Source organism: Acinetobacter sp. USHLN143, from assembly GCF_037145695.1.
Taxonomy (GTDB): Bacteria; Pseudomonadota; Gammaproteobacteria; order Pseudomonadales; family Moraxellaceae; genus Acinetobacter; species Acinetobacter fasciculus.
Genome location: NZ_JBBCWZ010000381.1, coordinates 1 through 202, shown reverse-complemented (window position 1 = coordinate 202; position 202 = coordinate 1). Strand labels below are relative to the sequence as shown.

At 52.0% G+C, this 202-nt stretch carries 1 protein-coding gene; it reads right to left on the bottom strand.

Annotated features, from left to right (window positions below; all coding sequences use genetic code 11):
• Nucleotides 1-202 (bottom strand): IS66 family transposase (locus WFH18_RS18480; RefSeq protein WP_336755490.1); only part of this gene is annotated, 202 nt, incomplete at both ends.

Below are 202 nucleotides of genomic sequence, written 5' to 3'. Positions count from 1 at the left end.
CCGCTGATAGATCAGGCGCTGACGGTACAGCGGCAAATGATCGGCATACTTCGATACCAGCACATGGCTGAGCAGTTCAGGTGAAGCAATGCCTTTATCAATCACATAGGCGGGCATCGCTTGCTGAGTCAGGGTGTCACACTGATCACAGACCCATTTGCCACGCACATGCTGTTCCTTATAGAACTGTGCCGGTCTGAAA